11 protein-coding genes are annotated in these 15,266 nt (G+C 73.3%); 4 read left to right on the forward strand and 7 right to left on the reverse strand.

Translation table 11 applies throughout. From position 1 onward, the window contains the following. Window positions 1-18: 18 nt before the first annotated feature. The 3 genes from ACFZCY_RS23110 to ACFZCY_RS23120 form a co-directional block, all read right to left on the reverse strand. A complete protein-coding gene (locus ACFZCY_RS23110) occupies window positions 19-1,464 on the reverse strand; it encodes an MFS transporter (RefSeq protein ID WP_391176268.1) in 1,446 nt (481 codons plus the stop codon). A gap of 106 nt (window positions 1,465-1,570) precedes the next feature. After that, entirely contained in the window at window positions 1,571-2,383 is an 813-nt protein-coding gene (locus ACFZCY_RS23115; RefSeq protein WP_391176271.1) for an IclR family transcriptional regulator C-terminal domain-containing protein, read from the reverse strand. Then, a complete protein-coding gene (locus tag ACFZCY_RS23120) occupies window positions 2,380-3,564 on the reverse strand; it encodes a 4-hydroxybenzoate 3-monooxygenase (RefSeq protein WP_391176274.1) in 1,185 nt (394 codons plus the stop codon). The genes ACFZCY_RS23115 and ACFZCY_RS23120 overlap by 4 nt, the downstream gene beginning before the upstream one ends. Before the next feature lie 97 nt (window positions 3,565-3,661). Between ACFZCY_RS23120 and ACFZCY_RS23125 the strand changes: the two genes are divergently transcribed. The 3 genes from ACFZCY_RS23125 to hemQ are packed head-to-tail and all read left to right on the forward strand — an operon-like array spanning window position 3,662 to window position 7,754. Beyond that, window positions 3,662-5,548, forward strand: coding sequence for an IclR family transcriptional regulator C-terminal domain-containing protein (locus ACFZCY_RS23125; RefSeq protein WP_391176277.1), 1,887 nt, complete (start codon window positions 3,662-3,664; stop codon window positions 5,546-5,548). Beyond that, a complete protein-coding gene (gene hemG, locus ACFZCY_RS23130; RefSeq protein WP_391176280.1) occupies window positions 5,545-6,996 on the forward strand; it encodes a protoporphyrinogen oxidase in 1,452 nt (483 codons plus the stop codon). The genes ACFZCY_RS23125 and hemG overlap by 4 nt, the downstream gene beginning before the upstream one ends. Before the next feature lie 5 nt (window positions 6,997-7,001). Beyond that, the gene (gene hemQ, locus ACFZCY_RS23135; protein ID WP_391176284.1) at window positions 7,002-7,754 is read left to right on the forward strand and encodes a hydrogen peroxide-dependent heme synthase; all 753 of its coding nucleotides are present in this window, start codon (window positions 7,002-7,004) and stop codon (window positions 7,752-7,754) included. A gap of 15 nt (window positions 7,755-7,769) precedes the next feature. On the opposite strand, the gene ACFZCY_RS23140 is transcribed toward hemQ, so the two are convergent. The 4 genes from ACFZCY_RS23140 to ACFZCY_RS23155 form a co-directional block, all read right to left on the reverse strand. Then, the gene (locus tag ACFZCY_RS23140; protein ID WP_391176288.1) at window positions 7,770-9,563 is read right to left on the reverse strand and encodes an alpha/beta fold hydrolase; all 1,794 of its coding nucleotides are present in this window, start codon (window positions 9,561-9,563) and stop codon (window positions 7,770-7,772) included. An 83-nt stretch (window positions 9,564-9,646) separates the two neighbouring features. After that, the gene (locus ACFZCY_RS23145; protein WP_391176291.1) at window positions 9,647-10,453 is read right to left on the reverse strand and encodes a TIGR04222 domain-containing membrane protein; all 807 of its coding nucleotides are present in this window, start codon (window positions 10,451-10,453) and stop codon (window positions 9,647-9,649) included. An 81-nt stretch (window positions 10,454-10,534) separates the two neighbouring features. Continuing rightward, entirely contained in the window at window positions 10,535-11,560 is a 1,026-nt protein-coding gene (locus ACFZCY_RS23150) for a TIGR04222 domain-containing membrane protein (RefSeq protein WP_391176293.1), read from the reverse strand. 5 nt (window positions 11,561-11,565) lie between these two features. Continuing rightward, window positions 11,566-12,870 (reverse strand): DUF692 family multinuclear iron-containing protein, encoded by a 1,305-nt coding sequence (locus tag ACFZCY_RS23155; RefSeq protein WP_391176296.1) that lies wholly within the window; start codon window positions 12,868-12,870, stop codon window positions 11,566-11,568. 340 nt (window positions 12,871-13,210) lie between these two features. Here ACFZCY_RS23155 and ACFZCY_RS23160 point away from each other — a divergent pair, with 340 nt between their 5' ends. Further along, entirely contained in the window at window positions 13,211-15,244 is a 2,034-nt protein-coding gene (locus ACFZCY_RS23160; protein WP_391176299.1) for a transglycosylase domain-containing protein, read from the forward strand. The last annotated feature ends 22 nt before the right edge of the window (window positions 15,245-15,266 follow it).

Here is a 15,266-nt window from a genome sequence, read left to right on the forward strand (position 1 = left end):
GGTCCGTCGGGTACCACGCTACGAGCGCGCCATGGGCTCGCGGACCAGGACGTACAGAACGGCACTCGTGAGCATCAGCGCGCCGTCGATGTAGACGGCGGACGTCCAGCTGCCGTAGTGGTCGAAGAGGGTGCCGCTCAGCGCCGGGCTGATCACCGCGCCTATCTCCCCGACCAGGTTGAACAGGCCGAAGGCGGCGCCGCGCTCGGACGCGTCGACCACATCGTTCAGCAGGGCGTGCGCCATCGGCTGGAGGGCGTTGAAGAACAGGCTGGTGACGAACAGCAGGATCGACATCACCAGCAGGGACGGCTTCTCCTGGGCCTGGAGATAGGCCGCGAAGACCAGCACCAGCACCCCCTGGACCACGGTGAACGCGATCAGCAGCGGCCGCCGCCCCCACCCCCGGTCCTTCGCCAGGTCCGACAGCCGGCCGCCGACCGGGAAGCCGAGGATGCCCGCGCCCGCGTTGAACGTCGCGACCAGCGCCGCGTTCTGGAAGGAGCTGTGGGCGGCGTCGGCGACGATCGACACCGACCAGAAGCTGAAGAACCACAGGTTCCACATGACCGCGATGAAGGCGAAGCTGAGCAACAGCACATTGCGGTTCCGGGAGATGGCGCCGAGCCGCGACCCGCGCCTGGCGAAGATCGCCCCGATCAGCACGAACGCGAGCACGCACTCCAGGACGGCCACGCCCCAGCTCGGCATCCCCGCCCCGTCGGCGATCAGATAGACCGCCATGACGGCCGCGCACAGCACTCCTGATATCCCCAGCAGCCGCAGGGTGGAGCCGGTGGCCTTCAGCGGGCCGCCGATGCGGCGCATATAGACCGTGGTGATCCAGCCGAACGCGAGCGTGGCACCGCCCAGCACCAGGAACGGCATCCGCCAGGCGTCCTCCCGGCCGAACGCCTCGGCGCCCCAGTCGATCAGATAGGGCGTGCTGATGGTCGCGATCGTCAGCCCGATGGACAGCCCGGTGATGGCCACACCCATGCCGAAACTGGTCTTCGCGGGCGGGGTGCGCTGGGCGATCAGCGCGCGGTCGTTGGAGTAGAAGACGCCCTCGCCGAGACCGGTCAGCACCCGCAGGACGACGAACGCGATCAGCCCGCTCACCAGCCCGCTGGCCAGGGTCGCCACCCCGGCCCACAGCAGCGAGACGGCGAGCATGGTGCGATGGCCGAAGCGGTCGCCGAGATAGCCGCCGGGGAACTGGGTGAGCATGTAGCCCGCGAAGAAGAGGCTGCCGATCAGTCCGCCGAGGGCATGCGGATGGCCGGCGGAGCCCAGCATGCCGTGGTCGTTCTCGATCAGCCAGGTGACCACCGGGCCGGTGAGGGTGCGATCGGCGTAGGAGAAGAGCCAGCCGCCGAGCAGCATGGCCCACAGCGTGTGATACGGCTGCCAGCCGGTGCGCCGGGCGGTCGGCTCCCGCGCTGCGGTGTCCTCGATGGTCACTTCGGGCGGCCCCCTTGGGTGTTGGGTGTTCCAGCTCGGAGCGCGGTGCGCCCCACAGGATGTGGCGTGGAGGCACCTCCGGCAAGAGGCGGACCCAGGTCTTCCGTCAGCCGGAAGCCTCGGCAAGGGACTCTTGATCCCAGGCGGCCGCGAGAGTACGGGAGATGCCGTGGGCGGCGACCCGCACCGCTGGTATCAGCCCCGGTGCCCGCCCCTCCGCGGCCGGGACCACCACCGACAGCGAGGCCACCACCTCCCCGCGCGGACCCCGCACCGGGGCGGCGATGGACAGCCCGTCCATGGTGATCTGCCGGTCGCTGACCGCGATCCCGGTGCGCCGCACCTCGGCGAGCGTGGCCCGCAGCCGCGCCGGATCCTGGATGGTCCGCTCGGTGAACCGGCGCATCGGCCGGGCGCACACCCGCTCGCCAAGCCCCGGCGGCCCGTACGCGAGCAGCACCAGGCCGACGCCGGTGGCGTGCAGCGGCCAGCGGCTGCCGACCCGGGTGCGCACATGGACCGCGGAGCGGCCGGAGATCAGCTCGACGAAGACCACTTCCAGGCCGTCGCGCACCGCCAGCTGGACGTTCTCATGGGTGGCCTCGTACAGGTCCTCCATGAACGGCAGCGCCGCCTCGCGCACCCCGACCCCGCGCGGCGACAGCGTCGCCACCTCCCACAGCCGCAGCCCGATGTGGTACGCCCCCGAGGTGTCGCGCTCCAGGGCGCCCCAGCGGGTGAGCGAGGCGACCAGCCGGTGCGCGGTGGCCAGCGGCAGCCCGGCGCGCCGGGCGAGAGCGGTGAGCGACAGCGAGCGGTGCGAGGCGTCGAACGCGTCCAGCACGGCCAGCACCCGGCCCGCGACCGACCGCCCGGCGTCGGGGCGGTGGCCGACCGGGGGGCTCGCCGGGGCCGTCATGACAGCGGGAGGCCGACGTAGTTCTCGGCCAGCTCGGCGGAAGCGGTGCGGGAGGTGGCGATCCGGTCCAGCTGGGCGATCTGCAGCCGGTCCTCGAACGGGCTCTGCTCCGGGCGCCGGTGCAGGGTGTCCGTCATGAAGTACGAGAAGCGCTCGGCCTGCCACACCCGGGCGAGGCAGGTCGCCGAATAGCCGTCCAGCAGCTCGGTCGAGCCCGTGGTGTGGTGATGGGCGAGCGCGCGGGCCAGGGTGACCACGTCGCCGACGGCGAGGTTGAGCCCCTTGGCCCCGGTCGGCGGCACGATATGAGCCGCGTCGCCCGCGAGGAAGAGCCTGCCGTGGCGCATCGGCTCCTGCACGAAACTGCGCATCGGGGTCACGGACTTGGCGGTGATCGGACCGCGCTCCAGTCTCCACCCGCTGTTGTCGAGGGCGAAGCGGGTGGACAGCTCGTCCCAGATCCGTTCGTCGGACCAGTCGGCGGGATCGGTGTCGTTCGGCACCTGGAGATAGAGCCGGGAGACCTGCGGGGAGCGCATGCTGTGCAGCGCGAAGCCGCGCTGATGGCGGGCGTAGATCAACTCCTCGCAGGACGGCGGCACATCGGCCAGCACCCCCAGCCAGGAATACGGATAGGTGCGCTCGAAGGTGCGGACCAGACCGGCCGGGACCGCGCGCCGGGCGATGCCGTGGAAGCCGTCGCAGCCCGCCACGAAGTCGCAGCTCAGCGTCTCTTCACGGCCCTCGTGGCGGAAGCGGATGACCGGGGCCCCGGAATCCGCCTTCTCGATCGCCAGGGCCTCGGCCTCGAACAGCAGCGGAGGCCCCCCGGGGTCGGCCAGCTGGAGCCGGACCAGATCCTTGACGATCTCCGTCTGGGCATAGACCGTCACCGCCTTGCCGCCGGTGGCGGCGGGGAAGTCGACGCGGTGGCCGCGGCCCTCGAAGCGCAGCTCGATGCCCTGGTGCGGCAGCCCCTCGCGGTCCAGGCGCTCGGCGGCGCCGCACTCCCGCAGCACGTCCACGGTGCCCTGCTCCAGGATCCCGGCCCGCTGCCGGCGCTCGACATAGGCCCGGTCCCGGCTCTCCAGCACGACGCAGTCCACCCCGGCGCGGTGCAGCAGACGGGCGAGCAGCAGGCCGGCGGGTCCTCCACCGATGATCCCGACGGTCGTGCGCATCGAAACGTCCCTTCGTCCGGGCCGGCCGTCCGGGCCGGGTGGGATGAGGATCCCCACTTGTTCGCGGAGTGAAACTTCGTTCATAATGTGAGTTGTGATGAGTCTCGGTCCGGTGTCCCCACCTGTCAATGGCCCCGTCGGCCCTCTCGAGCGCGGCCTCGCCGTGCTCTGCGAGCTGACCCGGCTGGCCGCGCACCAGGGCGATGCCACGGTCCGGCCCGGCGACCTCGTGCGCGGCACCGGGCTCGCCCGGTCCGTCGTCGACCGCGTCGTGGGCACGCTCGAACAGCTCGGATATGTGCGGCTCGACGGGCGCGACGTCAGCCTCGCGGCCCGGCTCATGGAGCTGGGCAACGCCTACCTCGCCGCCAGCGGCCTGCCGGACGCGCTCGGTCCGTTCGCCGAGCGGCTGGCCGACGGGCTCGACGAATCGGTCTCGGTCGCCGTGCCGGACGGCGACGGGGCGCGCTTCGTCGTCCAGGCCACCCGCCGCCGCACCATGTCCCTCGCCTTCCGCATCGGCGATCTGCTCCCCGCCGAGCGCTGCGCCCCGGGCGCGCTCTTCGCCGCCGAGTGGGACGAGCGGGCCTGGGCGGCCTGGCGCGCCCGCCGCGCCGCCGACCCCCTCGACGCCGCGTTCCCCGCCGTTCCGCCGCGCCACCGGCCCGCCGCCGACACCGGCTTCGAGGCGCGCGCACGGGAGGCCGCCCGGACCGGCTGGGCGGCCGACGACCAGCTGATCGAGCCCGGCCTGGTGGCGGTGTCCGTCCCGGTCCGGGACGCCTCGGGCCGTACCGCGTGCGCGGTGAACGTCGTCAGTCACACCAGCCGCCACGACGTGGCCTCGCTGCGGGCCGCCGTGCTGGGTCCGCTGCGCGCGCTGATCCCGGAGATGGAGGCGGCGTTGGCCGCCCCGCCCACGCGCCGGGGGCGCCCGCCGGGGCGCGCGCTCACCGGGCCGGGCGCCTCCGGCCCGGGGGGCGCCCCGGCGGGCCCCGCGGGGCACGGTGCGGGGCCGGTCGGCCGGGCGAATCCGGCGGAGGCGGCCCGTGCCGAGCCCGATCAGCCGGGGCGGGCCACGGCGGGCTCGGCCGCCGGGTCCGGTGCCGGGCCCGCCGAGGATCCGGCGCGGGCGGCCAAGCGGGAGCTGGGGGCCGGGTATCTGCAGTCGCTCGCGCGCGGCCTCGCCGTGCTGCGGGCGCTGGGCACGCCGGGGGAGGGGGCGGAGGGCGACGCCGCGCGGCACGGGCTCACGCTCACCGCCGTCGCCGAGGCCACCGGGCTGCCCCGGGCCACCGCGCGCCGCTCCCTGCTCACTCTCGTCGATCTGGGATACGCCGAGTACGCGGCGGCCGACGGCCGGGCCTTCCGCCCGCTGCCGCGCGTGCTGGAGCTGGGCTACGCGCCGCTGGGCGACCTGTCGTTCACCGAGCTGGCCCAGCCCCATATGCGCGAACTCGTCCGCACCGTCCACGAGTCGGCGTCGCTTGCGGTCCTCGACGGCGACGACATCCGGTATGTGGCGCGGGTGCCCACCGTGCGGATCATGAGCGTCAACATCACCATCGGCACCCGCTTCCCCGCCTACGCGACATCCATGGGACGGGTGTTGCTCGCCGGGCTCGGCCCGGAGGCGCGCGCCGCTTATCTCGCCGGGCTCGCCCCGAAGCCGCTGACCCGGCACACCGTGACCGCCGTGCCCGAGCTGGCCCGCGTCCTGGAGCGCACCGGGAGGGACGGATACGCCCTGGTGGACGAGGAATTGGAGGAGGGACTGCGGTCCCTGGCCGTGCCCGTACGGGGTGCGGACGGCCAGGTGGTGGCCGCGCTCAACATCGCCACCCACGCGGGCCGCGGCAGCGCGGAGGCCACCCGGGAGGAGCTGCTTCCGGCGCTGCGGACCGCCGCCGCCCGCATCGAGGCCGACCTCGCCACGGCCTCCGCCCATCACCCCCTGGGGGCGGGTGAGAGAGTGGGGGCATGAGCGCAGCGACCTCCCCGCACCCCCGGCACACCGGCCATGCCGTCGTCATCGGCGGCGGGATCTCGGGCCTCGCGGCCGCCCACCGGCTGCAGTCCGGCGGGGCGCGGGTGACCGTGCTGGAGGCGTCGGGGCGGCTGGGCGGCAAGCTGCGCTCGGGCGAGATCGAGGGCGTGACCGTGGACCTTGGCGCCGAATCGATGCTCGCCCGGCGCCCGGAGGCGGTGGAGCTGGCGCGCGCCGTCGGCCTCGGCGAGCGGCTGCAGCCGCCCGCGACCGCGACCGCCGCCCTGTGGACGCGCGGCGCCCTGCGGCCGATGCCCAGGGGCCATGTGATGGGCGTGCCCGGCGACCTCGCGCCGCTCGCCGCGTCCGGGGTGATCTCGGACGAGGGGCTGGCCCGCATCGCCCGCGACGCGGAGCTGCCGCCCACCCCGGTCGGCGAGGACGTGGCGCTGGGCGGATTCATCGCGGAGCGGCTCGGCAGGGAGGTCGTGGACCGGCTGGTCGAGCCACTGCTGGGCGGGGTGTACGCGGGGGATGTGTACCGCACCTCGATGCGGGCCGCGGTGCCGGCCCTCTTCGAACTGGCCAAGGCGAACCGCCCGCTGTCCGAGGGGGTCCGGGCGCTGGCCGAGCGGTCGGCCCAGCGGCAGGAGGGGCCGGTGTTCATGGGCATCGACGGCGGCATCGGCCGCCTGCCGCTCGCCGTGGCCGACGCTGTACGGGCCGCGGGCGGCGAGATCCGCACCGACGCGCCCGTACGGGAGCTGCGGCGGGCCGCCGACGGCTGGACCGTCGTCACCGACGACGGGGCGCTGCGGGCCGACGCGGTCGTGCTGGCGGCCCCCGCGCCCGCCGCCGCCCGGCTCCTGGCGGCGGACTCCCCGGCCGCCTCCGCCGAGCTGGCCACCGTCGACTACGCCTCCATGGCGCTGATCACCATGGCCTTCCGCCGCGAGGACGTGGCGTCGCTGGCCGAGGGCAGCGGTTTTCTGGTCCCGCCGGTCGACGGCCACACGATCAAGGCGGCCACGTTCTCCAGCCGCAAATGGGGCTGGCTCCGCGACTCCGCGCCCGATCTCTTCGTGCTGCGTACCTCGATCGGGCGGTTTGAGGATGAGGAGCATCTGAAGCGCGACGACGCCGATCTGGTAGGGATGTCGCTCGCCGATCTCGGCGCGGCCACCGGCCTCGCCGCCAAGCCGGTGGCGACCCGGGTGACCCGCTGGGACGGCGGACTGCCCCAGTACCCGGTCGGCCACCTCGACCGCGTCGCCCGGATCCGCGCGGAGGTCGCCAAGCTGCCCGGACTGCGGGTGTGCGGCGCGCTCTACGACGGCGTCGGCATCCCCGCGTGCGTCGGATCCGCCCGCACGGCCGCCGATGAGCTGCTGAAGCCGCTCACGGCGACCCTGGCGGCGGGCCCGCACGGCGGAGAGCGAGAATAGGAGCCATGACTGCTGCTGTTCCCGAGACCCCCGACACGCCCGAGACCACCCCGTCTCCGAAGGCTCCCAACGCCGGGAAGAAGGCCAAGGACCTCAACGAGGTCATCCGCTACACCCTGTGGTCGGTGTTCCGGCTGCGCGATGTGCTGCCGGAGGACCGCACCGGCTACGCCGACGAGGTCGAGCAGCTCTTCGCGCAGCTCGCCGCCAAGGACGTCACCGTGCGCGGCACCTATGACCTCTCCGGGCTGCGGGCGGACGCGGACGTCATGATCTGGTGGCACTCGGAGACCTCCGACGCCCTGCAGGAGGCGTACAACCTCTTCCGCCGCACCCGGCTCGGCCGTGCACTGGAGCCGGTCTGGTCGAACATGGCGCTGCACCGCCCGGCGGAGTTCAACAAGTCGCACATCCCCGCGTTCCTCGCGGACGAGCACGCGCGCGACTACGTCAGCGTCTACCCCTTCGTACGGTCCTACGACTGGTATCTGCTCCCCGACGAGGAGCGCCGCACGATGCTCGCGGACCACGGCAAGATGGCGCGCGGCTACCCGGATGTGCGCGCCAACACCGTCGCGTCGTTCTCCCTCGGCGACTACGAGTGGATCCTGGCCTTCGAGGCGGACGAGCTGCACCGGATCGTCGATTTGATGCGCCATCTGCGTGCCTCCGAGGCGCGCCGTCATGTGCGCGAGGAGGTGCCGTTCTACACCGGGCGGCGCAAGCCGGTCTCCGAGCTGGTCGCCGGTCTGGCCTGACGGCCGGTCCGACGGTCACGGCATCCCGGGCGCCCCGGACCCTCCCGGGGTGCCGGGCGCTCCCGGGGCGCCGGGCAGCGCGGGCTGCTTGCCGGACTCGGGCATCGGCGCCGGGCGCGGCTCCGGCGCCGCGCGCGGCGCGCAGTAGGCCGTCCGGCCCGGTGTCCTCCCGGTCAGCAGATACGTGTCGACCTTGCGGTTGACGCAGGCGTTCGGGCCGCCCCACAGGCCGTGCGTACCGGCCTTCCGCTCGGTCACCAGGGAGGCGGTGGGGAGCCTGCGCCACAGCTCCTTGGCGCCCGCGTACGGGGTGGCCGCGTCCCGTTCGGCCGCCAGCAGCAGCACCGGCGGCAGCCCCGGCCGGGCGGTCACGTCCATGGGGGTGTCGTGCCCGAGCGGCCAGTAGGCGCAGGGCAGGTTCATCGCCACGTTGTCCCAGGTCTCGAAGGGCGCGCGGCGCGCGAGGGCGGTGTTCTCCCGCTTCCAGCTCGCCCAGTCGCGCGGCCAGGGCGCGTCGTTGCACTCCACGGCGGTGTAGACGGCGTTGCCGTTCTCGTCGGCCACCGCGTCCCCGGACTCGGACGCGGCCAGTTCGATCAGCGGCCGGGAATCGCCGCGCAGATAGGCGGAGAGGGCCCGCGCGCTGGGATCCCAGTAGGCGTCGTTGTAGCCCGCCCGTACGAACGCGTCCTGCAGCTCGCCGGTGCCGACGCGGCCGCCCGCGGGTTTCCGCGCCAGGCGGTGCGCCGCCTTCCGGTACGAGGCGAGCACCCGGGCGGGGGTCGTGCCGAGATGGTAGACGGCGTGGTGCCGGGCGGCCCAGCGGCGCCAGTCCGTCCAGCGCCGCTCGAAGGCCAGGGACTGGTCGAGGTTGTTGCGGTACCAGATCTGCCAGGGGCCGGGGTTGACCACGCTGTCGAACACCATGCGGCGCACATGGCGGGGGAAGAGCGTCGCGTAGACGGCGCCGTAGTACGTGCCGTACGAGGCGCCCACGAAGGTCAGCCGCTGCTCGCCGAGCGCGGCGCGCAGCACGTCGAGGTCACGGGCGTTGTTGAGCGTGGTGATGTGCCGCAGGGCCGCCCCCGTACGGCGCGCACAGCCCCGGGCGTACGCGCGCGCCCGCGTCACCATCGCCCGCAGATACGCCGCGGAGGGGCGCTGCGGTGAGCTGGTGGGCGTCTTGGCGAAGTCCGCCGGCCGTCGGCAGGACACGGGCGCGGAGCGGCCGACTCCGCGGGGCGCATAGCCGACGAAGTCGTAGACCGCGGCCGTCTTGTGGAAGGCGTCCTCGGCGGCGTACTCGGGGAACGTCATGCTGGACGCGCCCGGCCCGCCCGGGTTGTAGACCAGCGCGCCCTGCCGCCGTGCCTCGGGGCCGGAGGCGCGGATCCGGCTGACGGTGAGGCGGATGTGCTTGCCGTGCGGCCGCGCGTAGTCCAGCGGTACGGAGACGGTGCCGCAGCGAACGCCGGACGACAGTTCCTCGACGCGCGGGCAGTGGCCGAAGGCGATGCCCCGGGCGGCCGCCTTCCGGGCCGCCACCGCCACCCCGCGGGCCTCGGCGGCGCCGCCCCGGGGCACGGCCAGCGCGGGGGAGGCCAGCACGGCGGAGGCGGGCGAGGCGGACCAGGGGGGCGCGGCCGCCTCGACGGCGGTCACCGCCGGGCCCCCGGCGACGACCGCCGTGGTGGGGCGCGCGGGCGGCGCGGCGAGCGGTCTGCCGGTGGCGGGGGTGGCGAACAGCGCGGTCATGGCCAGGGACAGGGACAGCGGGCCGAGGATGCCGTACAGCGCTGCTGCTCTCACAAGCCGTCCCTCCGCACATCGCGATAAAGGGGATACTTGGTGCGGTGATTGGCCATGTAAAGCACCGGGCCGCGGTGTCGGGGTCAATGACCCCAATGCGCCCTCAGTGCCGCGCGCAGCGCCGGATCGGGCAGGGCGACGGTGCCGTGGACCGCGAGCGCGGTGAGCAACTCGCCGTCGTCGTGCTCCTCGTCGGCCCCGCCCCCGGCGCGCTGGGCGACGGGCCGTCGCGGTGGCACGTCGATCCGGCCCAGCAGCCGCTGCCCGGCGGGGGAGGCCCAGCACGAGTACGGATGCACCTCGATCCGCGCGATCACCAGACAGCTCGCCGTGAGGAGCAGCGGCAGCGCGAACCACGCCAGCGCCGGCCCCGGGCCCGACGCGGGCGGCACCATCAGCAGCGCGACCACCCCCGTCAGCAGGACCACGACGCACGCCAGCCGCACCTGCCGCACCGCGGCCGCCACGTCCGCCTGCGCCCCCGCGGGCACCGCGAGCCCCGCCGCCACCAGCCGGTCGGCCAGCGCCCGCACCGGGTCGGCGTCGGCCAGCGCGGTGCGGACCGGCGGCACGGGGGACTGGCCCAGCGGGCCTATCGCGGCGATGGCCGAGCGTTCGACGTCGTCCCGGCCGTCCGGGTCCACGACGGTGACCCAGCCGGTGTGGGCGAGCAGCAGCCGGCGCTCACGGGACATCGACACCAGGGCGAGATCGGCGACCCGCCGCGGCCCTCCGGCCAGGAACGCCGCCTCGTACAGGCTCAGGGTCCGCCCCTCCGGCTCCGGACCGGCGTCCATCGGCTGGGCGGCCGCGACCGCGGCGAGGCACAGGCGGGTGCAGCTGACCACTGCCGAGCACCATGCGACGAGCAGGAACAGGACCCACAACATGGCCGAGTTCTACTGGACCCGACCGGTTCCGCGCCACAGATTTCGCGATATGCACGATTCGGCGCCACGGTTCGTGAGCGGTCAGCTGCCTCCGCCGCAGCCGCCTCCGCCGCCACAGCTCGAACCGCCCCCGCCCCCGCCGCAGCCGGAACCACCGCCCCCGCATGAGGAGCCGCCGCCGCACGACGAGCCGCCGCAACCGGAGCCCCCGGAGCCGCCACCGCACCAGGCGCCGCCGGAGGAGTCCGAGTAGCCCGGCGAACCCGAACCCGCGGCGGCCGAGGACGATCCCGCGCCCGTCATCCGCTGCGCCTGCGTCAGCTGGTCCCGCAGCAGCGTGTCCGCGCTCAGGGCGCCCACGCCGCCCAGCGCCACGGCGGCCGCGACGGGCGCGGTCCCCGCCGTGGCGGCGGACGCGCCGGACCAGGGCCCCTGGGGCGGCCCGTCCCACGGCCCGGCAGCGGCCGACTCGGTGTCCCGCCGGAAGGCGTCCAGGGCGCGCCGTCCGGCGGGGGTCAGCCGTCCCTTGGCCAGCCGCCCGCAACTTGCGCCGATCACGAAGCCGAAGAACAGCGCCGGAATGAGCATGAAGATCACCGGGACCCGGTCCACCACCGCCTGGCCGAAACTCGCCAGGATGCCCAGGAGGACGCACAGCCAGCAGCCGATCACCTGCGCTCGTGCCGCCTTCCGCCAGAACCGGAGGGCGTCGGGGCGCACCATCAGCCCGCGTCGCGCCAGCTCGTCCCCGATCCCCTGCACCTCCGGGGTGCGCATCAGCTCCCGGCGCAGCCGGTCCAAGGCGCCGTTCGGGGAATGGGTGAGCACCGTAAGAAGCGCGTTCTCGACCGGATTGCGGGCGACCGGCTGACGCACCGAGACCACCCCGGGCCCGCCGACCGCGATCCGCCCGTCGGTGTGCATCTCGCTGATCGCCGTGTCGGCCACCCGGCCGGGCCCGCCCGCCAGGAACGCGGCCTCCATCAGGTCGTTCACGCCGCTGTCCGGCGCGCCCGCGGCGGCCCGCCGCGTTCGTACGGTGCCCCTGATGACGAAGACCGACGACGCGGTCACCGCCACGTACACCAGGATCACGATCGCGTTCATGCCGCTCACCCTCCGCTCAGCACGAGCCGGGCCCGGCGGGCGAAGCGCGCCAGCGGGTGCGAGGGCAGCGGGGCGGGCCCGGAGCGCTCCTGCCACCACAGCGTCAGCCGTCGCCGCGTCCCGGCGTTCGCCACGTCGTCGGCCGCCAGCAGCTGCTCGACGAACGCCATCGCGTCGCGGCGGTAGCCGCCGGTCATGGGGCGGCCGTCGGCGTACCGCTCGAACGCCCGGCGGTAGCCGTCGCCCAGGATCTCCGGCAGCTCGGGGGCGACCTTGGCGACCACCCCGGCCCGCTTGGCCGTCAGCGCCCGGCTCTGGACCCCGAGCCGCTGCCGGTCGAAGCCCTCCGGCGCCGGGGCGCCCGCGACGAGCGCCGACAGCAGGGCGGTCTGGGCGCGCGCCAGCCGCTCCCGGGCGGCGTCGGTACCGGATATGCCCGGTCCGCCCGGACGGTGCTCCGGTGCAGGCGCGGCCTCGGTGGCCGTCGCCCCGGCCGCCGTCACCGCGCGGATCGCGTCCAGCTCGGCCGCCAGCTCCTCGGCCGCCGGGAAGTCCTCGTCCCGCTCCAGCAGCACCCCGGGCGGCGTCGTACGGGCGCACAGCTCGGCGAGCACGTCGAGCACCGGCCGCGTCACCGGATGGGCATGGCTGTCGTGCCACACCCCGTCCCGCTCGACGCCGCCCGCCACATGGACGTACGCGATGGCGGAGGTCGGCAGCTCGTCCAGCGCCTCGGCCGGGTCCTCGCCCCGGTTGACGTGGTTGGTGTGCAGGTTGGCGACGTCGATGAGCAGCCGTACGCCGGTCCGCTCGACCAGCTCGGCCAGAAACCGCCCCTCGGTCATCTCCTCGCCGGGCCAGGAGATCAGCGCCGCGATGTTCTCCAGCGCGAGCGGCACCGGGAGCGCCTCCTGGGCGATCGTCACGTTCTCGCACAGCACGTCCAGCGCGTCCCGGGTGCGCGGCACGGGCAGCAGGTGACCTGCCTCGATGGCGGGCGAGCCGGTGAGCGGCCCTCCGGCCCGTACGAACGCGATGTGCTCGGTGACCAGGGGCGACCCCAGCGCCTCCGACCGCTCGGCGAGGGCCGACAGCCGCTCGGGGTCCGGCCGCTCGGCGCCGCCGAGGCCGAGGGAGACGCCGTGCGGAACCACCGTCGTGCCGCGCTCGCGCAGCCGCAGCAGCGCGTCGGGCACATGTCCGGGGCAGACGTTTTCGGCCACGACCTCCACCCAGTCGATGCCGGGCAGGCGCGCGATGTCCTCGGCGATTTCCGGTCGCCAGCCGATTCCGGTCCCGAGACGCGTCATGGCTCCCCCTTCTCCTGCCGTTCTCGTCTGTCGAGGTAATGACCCTCTGAGGGGAGGACGAATCCACGGCGCTCGCGGTTCAGAGGTTCATTTGAGCTTCGGGGTGTCACGCTACGCCCTGCCGTGCCGGGCCACCGTGGTCCCCCCGACGGCCATGGCAGGGCGCTGAGTTGTGCGATATCCGCACTGTTACAAAATTTTGGGGCCCCGTGGCGACAGATGTTCGGAAGGGAGAATAAGGTCGTGTGGTCTGGGGGGATGGAAGATCACACCTTTGTGCCGCGCCCGCGCGCGGAGCGAGCGTGGGGGAACACACGTGCTGGGCAGCAGCAACAATGCCATGGGGAAGCACCGCCGTAACGCACACCGTAAGCCGCCGCCGTCGTCGGTCGGCCGGGGGATGCAAGTGCGTCGCTGGGCGGCCCGTCATATCCGGCTCGACTACCCCCGGGCCGGGCGACAGGGTGCGCGGAGGTGGCTGCCGTCGTGGCGTCAGGTGGGCCTCCTCTTCGTGTTCTGCCTCGGCAGTCTCACCGGTGTCCTGAGCTATCTCTACATGCAGACCGACATACCCAAGAACCTCAACGACTTCGCCACCCAGCAGGACAACGTCTACTACTGGGCCGACGGTTCCGAGATGGCCCGCACGGGCCCGGTGAACCGTCAGGAGGTGCCGTTGTCCAAGGTGCCGGAAAAGGTCCAGTGGGCGATCCTCGCCGCCGAGAACGCGAGTTTCTACTCGGACAGCGGTGTCTCCCCGAGCGGTCTGATGCGCGCCGTGACCCGGATGGTGACGGGCGGTGAGACCCAGGGCGGCTCGACCATCACCCAGCAGTATGTGAAGAACGCCTATCTGAATCAGCGCCAGACGTTCTCCCGCAAGCTCACCGAGATGTTCATGGCCATCAAGCTCGACGACCGGATGAGCAAGCAGGAGATTCTTCAGCGCTATCTGAACACCAGCTGGTTCGGGCGCGGCACCTACGGCATTCAGCGGGCCTCTTACGCGTACTACGGCAAGGATGTCTCCCGGCTCAACGCGAGCGAGGGCGCGATGCTCGCCTCGCTGCTCAAGGGCGCCGCAACCTTCGACCCGACGCTCAGCGCGAAGAACCACAAACGGGCGGTCGAGCGCTGGAAGTGGGTGCTGGACCGGATGGTCGACATCGGAAAGCTCTCCAAAGCCGAGCGGGCGAAGTACACCACCTTCCCCCAGCCCCAGCAGGCGCCCCGGCCGGCGGGGCTCACCGGCCAGGTCGGCTATCTGGTGGAGACCGCGAAGGCGTATGTGAGTTCCCATACCGTCATCTCCGACGCCGACTTCGACCTGGGCGGCTATCAGATTCACACCACCTTCGAGAAGTCGAAGGTCAAGGCGCTCGCCGCTTCGGTGAAGAAGACCCGCGACGGTCTCGACCCCAAGAACCGCCAGGAGGACCGGTACGTGCGCATCGGCGCCGCCTCCGTGACGCCGAAGGGGCGCATCGAGGCGCTGTACGGCGGCCCCGGCTATCTGGAGCAGGGCTTCAACGACGCGAACGCCTCCACCGTCCCGGCGGGCACCGCCTTCACGCCCTTCGTCTACGCGGCGGCCCTGCGCGACGGCGTACTCAAGGAGCGCAACAGCCCCCGCACGCCCGTCGCCCCCACCACGCTCTACGACGGCAACAACAAGGTCGCCGTGAAGACCCCCGAGGGGCCCTACTGGGACCGCGGCGGCAAGATCGTGCGGGGCGAGAACGACGGCGAGCAGTCCTATGGGCAGGTCAGCCTGCGCCAGGCGATCGTGCAGTCCATCAACACCCCGATGATGCAGCTCGGCATGGACGTCGGCCTCGACCGGGTCCGCCAGGCCGCCATCGACGCGGGCCTGTTGCCCAGCAGCTTCGGCGCCCGGGTGCCCATGTTCTCGCTCGGCACCGCGACCCCCAGCTCCATCCGGATGGCCAGCGCCTATGCGACGTTCACCGCGGACGGCACCCATGTGCCGCCGTACTCGGTGAGCGGACTGACCCGTAACGGCGAGAAGTTCGCCCTGCGCAAGGACCGCGCCAAGCAGGCGTTCACCGCCGAGGTCGCGGCGCAGGTGGACGACGCGCTGCACGGCGCGGTCCAGAGCGGCACCGGGCAGGAAGCGGCCGCGGTCGGGACGGATACGGCCGGTAAGACGGGCAGGGCGCAGGACGGCACCTCGTCCTGGTTCGTGGGCTACACCGACGAGGTGTCCACGGCCGTTTCGCTGTCGCGGGTGGACCCCAAGACCCAGGAATTGCTGCCGCTCAAGGGAATGGGCGGGGACGCCACCGGAAAGGCGAGCGACACCTACCCCCTGGACATCTGGACTCGCTACATGGCGGGTGCCGGGAAGAAGTAGCCGGAGTTATGGAAAAGGCCCG

It is taken from the genome of Streptomyces sp. NPDC007983 (assembly GCF_042958345.1).
In the GTDB taxonomy this organism is placed as follows: domain Bacteria; phylum Actinomycetota; class Actinomycetes; order Streptomycetales; family Streptomycetaceae; genus Streptomyces.

Excerpts from the sequence above, each read along its gene's own strand:
- ACFZCY_RS23115 (WP_391176271.1), bottom strand. The coding sequence starts at position 2,383 with ATGACGGCCCCGGCGAGCCCCCCGGTCGGCCACCGCCCCGACGCCGGG.
- ACFZCY_RS23160 (WP_391176299.1), top strand. The coding sequence starts at position 13,211 with ATGGGGAAGCACCGCCGTAACGCACACCGTAAGCCGCCGCCGTCGTCG.
- ACFZCY_RS23155 (WP_391176296.1), bottom strand. The coding sequence starts at position 12,870 with ATGACGCGTCTCGGGACCGGAATCGGCTGGCGACCGGAAATCGCCGAG.
- ACFZCY_RS23145 (WP_391176291.1), bottom strand. The coding sequence starts at position 10,453 with ATGTTGTGGGTCCTGTTCCTGCTCGTCGCATGGTGCTCGGCAGTGGTC.
- ACFZCY_RS23120 (WP_391176274.1), bottom strand. The coding sequence starts at position 3,564 with ATGCGCACGACCGTCGGGATCATCGGTGGAGGACCCGCCGGCCTGCTG.
- hemQ (WP_391176284.1), top strand. The coding sequence starts at position 7,002 with ATGACTGCTGCTGTTCCCGAGACCCCCGACACGCCCGAGACCACCCCG.
- ACFZCY_RS23125 (WP_391176277.1), top strand. The coding sequence starts at position 3,662 with ATGAGTCTCGGTCCGGTGTCCCCACCTGTCAATGGCCCCGTCGGCCCT.
- hemG (WP_391176280.1), top strand. The coding sequence starts at position 5,545 with ATGAGCGCAGCGACCTCCCCGCACCCCCGGCACACCGGCCATGCCGTC.
- ACFZCY_RS23150 (WP_391176293.1), bottom strand. The coding sequence starts at position 11,560 with ATGAACGCGATCGTGATCCTGGTGTACGTGGCGGTGACCGCGTCGTCG.